At 48.0% G+C, this 5,574-nt stretch carries 5 protein-coding genes and 1 pseudogene; 1 reads left to right on the top strand and 5 read right to left on the bottom strand.

Annotated features, from left to right (window positions below; genetic code table 11):
* The 5 genes and pseudogenes from O9324_RS23005 to O9324_RS23025 form a co-directional block, all read right to left on the bottom strand.
* A pseudogene (locus tag O9324_RS23005) lies at positions 1-330 on the bottom strand (transposase family protein); the annotation flags it as partial.
* 168 nt (positions 331-498) lie between these two features.
* Entirely contained in the window at positions 499-1,599 is a 1,101-nt protein-coding gene (locus O9324_RS23010) for a D-alanine--D-alanine ligase family protein (RefSeq protein WP_288141410.1), read from the bottom strand.
* Positions 1,600-1,602: 3 nt separating this feature from the next.
* Positions 1,603-3,012 carry an ATP-grasp domain-containing protein gene (locus O9324_RS23015; RefSeq protein WP_288141411.1) on the bottom strand — a complete coding sequence of 470 codons (1,410 nt, stop codon included), beginning with the start codon at positions 3,010-3,012 and terminating at the stop codon, positions 1,603-1,605.
* Positions 3,013-3,037: 25 nt separating this feature from the next.
* Positions 3,038-3,841 (bottom strand): O-methyltransferase, encoded by an 804-nt coding sequence (locus tag O9324_RS23020; RefSeq protein ID WP_002741116.1) that lies wholly within the window; start codon positions 3,839-3,841, stop codon positions 3,038-3,040.
* Positions 3,838-5,070: a sedoheptulose 7-phosphate cyclase gene (locus tag O9324_RS23025; protein ID WP_287627805.1), complete on the bottom strand. Its 1,233-nt coding sequence runs from the start codon at positions 5,068-5,070 to the stop codon at positions 3,838-3,840. The genes O9324_RS23020 and O9324_RS23025 overlap by 4 nt, the downstream gene beginning before the upstream one ends.
* A gap of 147 nt (positions 5,071-5,217) precedes the next feature.
* On the opposite strand from O9324_RS23025, the gene O9324_RS23030 reads away from it, so the two are divergent.
* Complete coding sequence (locus O9324_RS23030; protein WP_441338663.1) at positions 5,218-5,412, top strand: hypothetical protein; 195 nt, start codon at positions 5,218-5,220, stop codon at positions 5,410-5,412.
* Positions 5,413-5,574 lie beyond the last annotated feature (162 nt).

Here is a 5,574-nt window from a genome sequence, read left to right on the forward strand (position 1 = left end):
TTTTAATTGTTCGAGTATATTTTCGGCTAGTCTTTTCGTATAGGTTCGTTTACTGGCGACAAAATCTAACTCTTCGCTAAAGGGTTTTCGACAATTATCGCACTTAAATTGACGACGATTAACTTGTAGGTACACTGGTTGTCCTGAGATTGGTAAATCTTTGACTAAATGTCGATGATTTTGGTGTAGTTTATCGCTCTCTAACCCACAACGAGGACAGGTTGCTTTTTGATTTTTCGATTCGATTCGTCAAACTATACCGATATTTTCTAGGTGTCGATAGCCTTGAATAGAGGTTCCTTCTAGGTTCAAGAATTTGTCAAGTATCATAAGTAAAATACTCTGGTTTTTGGCTATTATATCAAATTTTAACTCAATTGTCTATCTTTTGGTATTAACCTGTTTGTGCCGTAAGTGTCTTCCTGTATAGATTTCAGCTATTTTTGAGCCTAGCTACTCTCATCGAATTTTATTTTAAGTTAATTATTTGCATAACAATTACCGAAGAGCCGAATAAGTTTCGGCTTTTGTGTCAATCTGCGCGATCTTTGGGCGATCGCCGAAAGCTCCAGCCTTTCCCGCCACTGCCATCTGCACCATATTTTGAAACAGGTCTGTCAATGAAATTCCAGCAGCCTGAGCCATCATTGAAATGACGCTTTTCTGAGCAAACGAACAATACAAACCTGCTTCTAAAAACCACGGCTGTCCGTGTGGATCGATCCGAAAATCAAACAAACTGTAATGCCGACAGCCCAAAGCAACGTGACATTGTTTTGCGAGCGCCCAAACTCGCTGAGTCACTGGATCGCTAGGATCAACAATCCACGCCTTGGTTTTCTCTTTAGCAGCACAATCCAAACTACCATCTTCATTTTGCTTGAGTTTATCTGCATAAGTCCGAATCGGATGAGTTTCGGGATTCACGGCGTACTCTTCTAGCGGCAAGCAAACTAACTCGCCCGCTTGCACAATCACCCCACAGCGAACTTCTCGACCCAGTTCGATAAACTCCTCAACTAAGACTTCATCTGCATACTCAAAGGCAGTTGCTAAAGCAGCATTTCCATCGGTTGTCTCGGTAACTAAACTCAAACCCAATGAATTATCGGAATGGTTCGGCTTAATAATCGACGGACGGGATACAGATAAGCAATCGCCTCGATGCAGAACCTTGCCAGCGGGCACGGTCACCCCGGCTGCGGAGACAACCGCTTTCGCCTTTGCCTTATCTGCGGCTAACGCCATTAGCTCAGCCGAATTTCCCACATACGGAATTTTGAGCAGATCGAATAGCGCACGGTACTGAGTCATTCCGGGCAGGCAGAACATTTGGGGTACCATCACATCGATCTGAAGTTGAATTAAAACCGCGACCGCTTCAGGGACTGAAACTGAGGGAGTCTGGGCGATCTCGGCATTGTCTAAAGATTTGGGAAACCGCCACCTCAAATCTGGCGACACGTAGGCAATGTGGAACTCATAGAGGTCTGGATTCGCCGTATTTTGTAGACAATCTTGGGCATAGAGTCGCGACAACTCACAGTAAAAATCGCTCACAGCAGAGCCAACTAGATGCAAAATCTGCAATTTTTCCATGCTCTAGTCTCCTCCCAGTTCAACAAGCTTGCCAATGTTGAAGTCAATCCGAATCCATTCACTGCCGCGCCGAAAACTTCCCAGCAGTAATAGCGGAATCTGCCAATGATGCACCATTAAAAAAGGGAGGGGATCGTCCCACTCAAAGATGGCATCTTTGCCGTTGACGAGAATCTGTAATCGTTGCCTGAGCATCTTTGGAGAAAGTAGCTGGGTTAGCAATCTCCAAACTTCGTGATAAGTCCAATAGGTTGGGCGGCTAGAGGCAAGTGGCTGAGCCATCTGGGGGAGTGGATGTAGATTTAGATAAGCCTGTGCTACATCAGGATGGTTGTAGAACATCGTGATGGCAGAGTGTGTGCGCGGATTGCATTCGATCGCATAAACCTGTCCATCATCTGCTGCCTGAATGAAGTCGAAAGACACTTGTCCCGTAAGGTTCAGCCCCTTGACAAAGGCGAGAATCCACCGTTCAATCTCAGAATGATCAACGTGTTCGTAGTTGACCTGAAACGCTGAAGACTTGCAGCAGCAGTGAAGCTGCACGTGTCCTTGACGAACAGTACTATGGGTACAATATTCTTGCCCTGGAATATACTCCTGCATAATCCAGGGATTTGCTTCAGAAATGGGCAGCGATCGCACAAAAGTCGCCGTTTCCTCAGCAGTCGGACGGGGCAACTGCGTCAGATCCAATCGCCGCACTGAATCGTAAGGAATGCTTTTGAGGATATAGGGACGCTTTGCCTTACTAAAATCAAAGTCAATCACCTGCTGAGGATGGGTGATGCGATGGGATTTTGGCACGCTTAACCCTAGGGTTCCTGCGGCGATCGCAAAGGCGTACTTATCATCCAGTTGCTTGAGCCTCTCTACATCCACATGCATGACGGTGCAATGGGGCGCCAGCATTTCGGCAATCAGCGCATCATAATAACTGGCAACGGGGCTACAAACGGGAACGTAAACAGTAACGTTTTCTTTTTGCACAATCTCCAGTAATGCCTGAGCATACTGGGACGATTGCGGTTTGGGTATGGTGTAGAACCGATCAACGCACCGAGAAAAGCGGTGTCCGGTTAACCAGTACTTGTGCATCTCCACTAGGATGACTCGGTGCCCTGCTTTGTGAAATGATCGCGCAAGCTGCAAGGCTTTAGTCATCTTGCCGCCGCTAATGAGAACCGTTTGCGGATTGACTGTGGTTGAACGCAAAGCGCTCGCTACGCGAGATCGCGCCGGGCGAAGAACTAGCGATCTCAGCAAAGCAATCGACACGAGGGTAAGGTTGAACGGCAATGCCAGCAGCAGCAAAGTAAGAGTGGCAAGGGTTTTTAACCGCGATCTCACCCCGCTGCTGCCCGCACTGACCGCTGGCTCAGAGAGAAGCTTAACGGGAGCGGTTTTTATCATAGGTTTAAGTGGGCGGATTAATGGACTACATACGCCGAATCAAGGTCAAGCCGTCTCGCAGAGGTAGCAGGACTTGCTCAACTCGTGGATCGTGGCTCAGGGTTTGGTTGAACTGTGCGATCGCCTTGCCATTGGGCGTAGGCGTTTCCGAGAGATAGGGCTGCCCCTGCATCAAAGTATTGTCCGCACAGATTAACCCGTTTGGAGCTAACAGCGAGGTAGTCAGGAGCAGATTGAGGTAGTCGATGTAACCTGCTTTATCGGCATCAATAAAGACTAGATCGAACACCTCTCCTGCCTCTGCAAGCTGCTTCAGGGTTTCAAGAGCAGGCGCCACCTTGACTACGATTTTGTGTCCGGCCGTCGACTCGTTAAAACACTGCCGCGCAAATTCAGCCACATAAGCATCAACCTCACAAGCCACGACCTGTCCATCGCTGGGCAATGCCTCTGCCATCGCTAGAGCCGAATAGCCCGTAAACAGGCCAATCTCTAGCACCCGTTGCGCTTGCGTCAAATGCACCAGAAATTTGAGCATTTGACCTTCCACATGCCCAGAGAGCATTTCCTGCTCTAGCTGGCGCACTGTTTCACCATCCGTAAATCGCTTGCTCCAGTCCTCCGCTTGAGTCCGTTGCACCAAGGCAGCCAAGGCAGGCGATTCGGGTGTCGTACAAACATCCAAATACGGGTCGAGTCCGCAAGCTAGGGCACAGACTTGCTGCAATTCAGCTTTGAAAACCGGATCAAGCCCATCGATCGACTCGGCGCGACCGACCAAGGCTGCTAACTTCGCTGAGATAATTCCAACGGGCGTAACGGGTCTCATACGCCTGCTCCCTCTAAGGCTGGATCGAGGCGCACGTACATATCCTCACCATTGCCCTGACGAGGATAGTTTTGAGCGATCGCTCGGTGAACCGCTAAGGCCTTGTCCAACTCAGATCGCGTTAGGTCGTTCATAAACACGCACTGCCCAATCGGGCGGGGAGCCGCTGCTCGCTGCAAACCATCGCGAGTCCGCGTAATTGCTTCGGTCGCTTTCCACAGGAGTTCTGGGGTGAGATAGGGGCTATCGATCGCCAGCCCCAATCGGCTCATTAAGCCTAAAATGCGATTGCGGTCTTCAACCGAAATATAGCGGCGCAACTGGGCGATCGTCGCCGTAAATGCCATATCAATGTTGACGCTATGACCGTGCAACATCGGTGGTTCTGGCGTTAATTCTAGCGTCGGACTCCAGGTATGACCGTAAGCAATCACTCGATCTAAATCTAGCTCATGCAGGTTGGGCACCTCTAGCTCTAACATGACTTGAATTGCCTTGTAAGTCAGACGGTGCCCCACAGCTTGCAACTCAGGGGTGCCATTCAGATAGCCAAAACGGCTGTGCATCAATGCCGCACCATGTTCTTCTAGCAGCTCAAAGATTTCTTGATTGCCCACAACTGCAATCTTGATTAACTCTGCCATTCCGTTGCGAATTTGATCGATCGGCAAAGTTCCCAAAAATGAGAAATCAAGAATCACCTTTTGAGAGGCATGATACGCACCAAGACGATTCTTTAGTTTGCCGTGATTGACAGCAACCTTAATCGCCACGCTAGCATCAATCAAGCCAATCAAGCTTGTGGGCACGCGAATGTAGTTGGTTTTGCGACGATAGGCAGAACAAGCAAACCCAGCAACATCGGTCGTGAGTCCGCCACCCACAACCAAAACAGGCTCCTTACGCACCAGTCCAAAGTCGGCAAACGCATCGACAATCTTCTCGAAAGTTCTCAGAGTCTTTTCAGGCTCTTTGATGCTGACTTGAAAAACAGTCAAATCGATTTGATAGTGAGCGAAGTACCGATCGATCTGCTGGCGATACAAACCGTAAACAGTTTGATCAATCACCATCAAGCAGCGTCTGAATGGTGCATAACTTTCGGCAATTTCGGGATTCCCAATTTTGAAAGCACCGTTTACATAGAGCAAACTGAAATCAATTTTTTCGTAGCCTTCAATATGAAAGGCACAATCTGTAGACGTAAAAGTAGCCCTGATGCCTGCCATAAGGTTTCATTCTGAGATTCTGTTACAAAGGTAACAGAATCTCAGAATTTATTCAACATCTCCTGGCAATTATGTTTTGCCCTAGTGGTCTGTCAAAGCAAAAGTGACGGATAATAGGGAATACAAATCAACAGAATCCCAGAAGCAATGCCCGCCAAACGATATCTGATCTCTCTGAGTGATGAGGAACGCCAAACTTTAGAACAACTGACAACTAAAGGAAAAGCCTCAGCCCGTAAAATTAATCATGCTCGTATCTTGCTCAAAGCCAATCTCAATCAAGAGTCCGATCGCTATCGCTGTAGGGTGCGTTCCCTAATGTGGCTCCCACTGCTCCACTGATCGATTTTTGGGGAACGCACCATAGACATCTCCAAAAATTTATAAGTCAGTCACAGCAAGGAAGAGAGGCAGATTAGACCAAGAGTCAAAATTAGCTCTCAAAACCGATTAATCAGGGTTTAAAGAGACAAAATCCAATTTTGACGGAAAACTATGGCTAAT

Source organism: Microcystis sp. LE19-84.1B (genome assembly GCF_027531875.1).
Taxonomy (GTDB): domain Bacteria; phylum Cyanobacteriota; class Cyanobacteriia; order Cyanobacteriales; family Microcystaceae; genus Microcystis; species Microcystis panniformis.